At 50.9% G+C, this 3,420-nt stretch carries 2 protein-coding genes; both read left to right on the top strand.

The window, feature by feature from the left end; all coding sequences use genetic code 11:
- Positions 1 to 1,057: 1,057 nt before the first annotated feature.
- Complete coding sequence (locus tag AC0L3D_RS36165; RefSeq protein ID WP_473647474.1) at positions 1,058 to 1,810, top strand: aspartate/glutamate racemase family protein; 753 nt, start codon at positions 1,058 to 1,060, stop codon at positions 1,808 to 1,810.
- Positions 1,811 to 1,854: 44 nt separating this feature from the next.
- Entirely contained in the window at positions 1,855 to 3,180 is a 1,326-nt protein-coding gene (locus tag AC0L3D_RS36160; protein ID WP_473647473.1) for a preATP grasp domain-containing protein, read from the top strand.
- Positions 3,181 to 3,420 lie beyond the last annotated feature (240 nt).

Genomic DNA, 3,420 nt, shown 5'->3' with positions numbered 1-3,420 from the left:
AATGGTGGCCGGCTTCAAATCGGAACGGTGGCCGGTCTTTGATCGGAATGGCGGCCGGCTTCACGTCGGAATCCGCAACCGTCACCGGAATTTCTCTCGAGCAATGCCAGCCTGTCGCCATGCGCACATGGTCTTCCTCGAAGTCCTCCCCAAGGCAACGGTCGCGAATAGGGTCAAGGACACCTTCATGACACCGGATCGCGTGCTACCAACAACGCCTCAACCAAGCCGGCAAGACCCAGCCGCCCCGGAACTGTTGTCGTGCTGGCGCTCAAGGCCTCCTTCGGCGCCGTCGACCCGCGCTGCGCTAACCCTCGCAACAAGGTCTGCATCCCGCTGCATGCGGCGCTTGCGCTCGCTGTCCTGAATGCTCCGTCCCACGAGCTTGCAACCGGCTGGCGATTCACTGCCCATAGATCCGCCGTGCTGAGGCCTCACGTGCGGGGGTTTAGTCCAATCCATTTTTAGCTCACCGTCGTGAGGTCGCCCGCTCCGCCCGCCCGGATCTGTGAGCGCGAAAGCCGTGGCTGAGCTACTCGACCACGACCGATGCGACCATAAAAGCAACTTATGGGCGAATGCTTATCATTCGCAAGCGGATGCACTCATAAAGGCCCTGCCCTGCAACGTCCGGTTTGTCGCGTCTGCGACATAGTGCGACGCACTTTCGTGCTACGCTCTTACTTAAACCGCTGAGAATTCTATGAAAAGACCTCTCTAACGCTCTCTTCGCGAAGCTGGCACGAGTTTTGAGGCTTTCGTTGCGCATCGCCAGGCAAATCTAGGCAGATCCGAGTTGGTGCCCACGCCGTCGCTGCTGATCTCGGCGCGCCAAACGTGCTTCTACGGGGCGTTGCGATCTCTGATCAGCGCCAACAGGCGGGGCGCGATCGGTCGGCGAAACTGTGAACGACATCCCTGTGCGCATGCGCCAGACGCGCATGCGCGCACTGGAAAGAGACTCCCACCAGGACTCTAATGTCTGGCGGGCACCACTAGCAGTGTTCTCATCTTGTCTGTTTTTGCCGTAATCTTCAGAAAGGAATTTCTAATCCACATGATACAGCAACGCAATTCGCCGTCTTTGGACTCATTTGGGCAACGAAAACCGCTTGGAGTGGTGGGCGGAATGGGAAGCTTGGCAACTGCAAAATTCTTGGAAGTTCTAGCTCGAAAAAGCTCGGTTGAAAGAGATCAGGACCACATCCCGTTTATTGCCCTATCACTTCCCAATATCTCTGATCGTTCGCAAGCAATCTCAATTGGCAGCGACGCGCCTTTGCGTCAAATCTTAGAACGCGCGTATTGGCTAGAGCGTGCTGGATGTGGAGCAATTGTCATCCCTTGCAATACTGCGCATTTCTGGGGCTCGGAAATTAGTAATTCATTGTCATCGGACTTTATCAACATGGTAGAAATGACCACAAACGTATTAAATGAAAAACGTGATAGAAAACGCCGCGATCTCCGATCAATTCTACTTGGAACAAATGCGACCATGCGGGAGTCGCTTTACCCCGTAACGCATAATGACTGCACTGGTCAAAATTTCGTCGACAATTTGAAAGGTCTGACGAACGAAAGCATCAAAATTATCGCGGATGTCAAGTCTGGAAACATCATAAGAGCAAAAGCAAATCTGAACCAACTGATTCAGGACATTAGGCATTTCAACCCAGACCTAATTATCTTGGGCTGCAGTGAATTATCCGCCATATCAGACCACCTCGAAGGCGATGAGGACATTATTGACCCAATTAGTATTCTTTCTCATGCATGTATTAATTGGTGGAGAACCGGAGCAACATAGAATCAATCACCTATCGACAAATAATTACTATGGAGAAGACGGCTATGCCTAAAATTATACTTGGTAATACTGGCTCAGATGCAATGACGCCATCCACAGACTCGCTATCAGATGATTTTCTCCAAGCAAATGCAGCGTCAGCCAAACGAATGATTTGGCTCGCTAGGAAAAACGATATTTTTGTCACCCCTACGCCGGTAACAATACCATTCTTAGACTACGTTAACTCCCAAACTGGCGAAAGTAATATCGTTTGTCTTTCGACTTCCACAGCATCCACCAAGCGTCCTTTGCCGATCTCGGAAAAGGCGCTTGAGGCTGGTAGTCGTTTGACCAAATCGCTGCCTCTGTTGGCTGGCATCCAAGTTTCATGTCTGGAAGCGTATATCGTAGACGAAGTAACTGTTTCCATTGCTAAATTTTTTGGCGATATTCCCGTAACGTTTTTAAATCAGAGCGTTCAGGCAAGCCCTGAGGCATCTCGTCTTCTTAACGACAAGGCAAAGTTTCGTGAGTTTGCACCCAAGCTTGGTGTGCCGATTGCTAATGGCAGTGTTTGTGTAAACACACAGGAATTGGTGGATGCTGTGTGTGGAGCCCTTTCAAGTTCCGATAAGGCTATTCTGAAGATGGCTCGTCATTCGGGCGGTGATGGCAACAGCGTCATCACGAAGAATAGAGTAGGATGTTTTCAGGGTGCGAAGCGCTCGGTGTCCGTGCTGAAAGATGGTGCCAATTCCATACCTGCAGCGGTTTATGAAATTGGACTATTTCCGACGGAGAAAGAGCCTGTCATTGTTGAGGTATACAGTGAGAATGAGTGTTCGATAGGCGTACATTTTGACATTGGCCCAGACAAAATTGAATTTGCAGGCGTCGCCTCAATGCTGTACGAACCAGGATATGGAGGAGCATATTGGAGCAAATCGCTTGTTGACGATTTGCCCAGAGATGTTCTGGCTTGGTCCCGATGTCTTGGTGATTATGCTCAAAAGATCGGGTATATCGGACCGTTTAGCGTGGACATCGTTAAAGGAAAGGAGACTGGTTTCTTTGCATGTGAAGTTAACGGGCGACACGGAGGCTTTTCTACCGTCAGGGCCGTATCGAATTCCTTAGGCTTAGATATCAAAAGCGGCGAACGCGTTGTCTTATCCCGAAATAACATTCGCATTGATGTTCGGTTTACTGAACTTATTGATATTTTGAAGCAAAGACAACTTCATTATAAACCTGCTGATAGACGTGGAGCGATAGTGATGGTAGAGGGATATGAAGATGACGGCCCATTTGATTTTGTAATTTTCGGCTTAGATCACGAAGATGTGCGAAATACAGAGCAAAATATACTTATGCTTTCAGACAGATAATACGGCCGATTATGCTCGCATTGTCTCGCGATGCACCAGATGTCAAGCGAAGTGAGGATTTGACCCCTTGGGCGAAACGAAGAACTGACCCTCATTGTTTTGCGGTTTCGTTGGTATCGAGCGTGGGGGGGGGGGGGGGGGGGAGCCCCCCCCCCCCCCCGCCCGCCAAGCCCACCGAGGCGGCGCCCCCGCGGGGCGACCCGCACAGATGAAGGGAACGACCCCCCACACGACCGGGGG

This window comes from Mesorhizobium sp. WSM4837 (assembly GCF_055811435.1).
The sequence above is the reverse complement of the archived record's forward strand: the minus strand, read 5'-3'. Positions and strand labels throughout refer to the sequence as shown.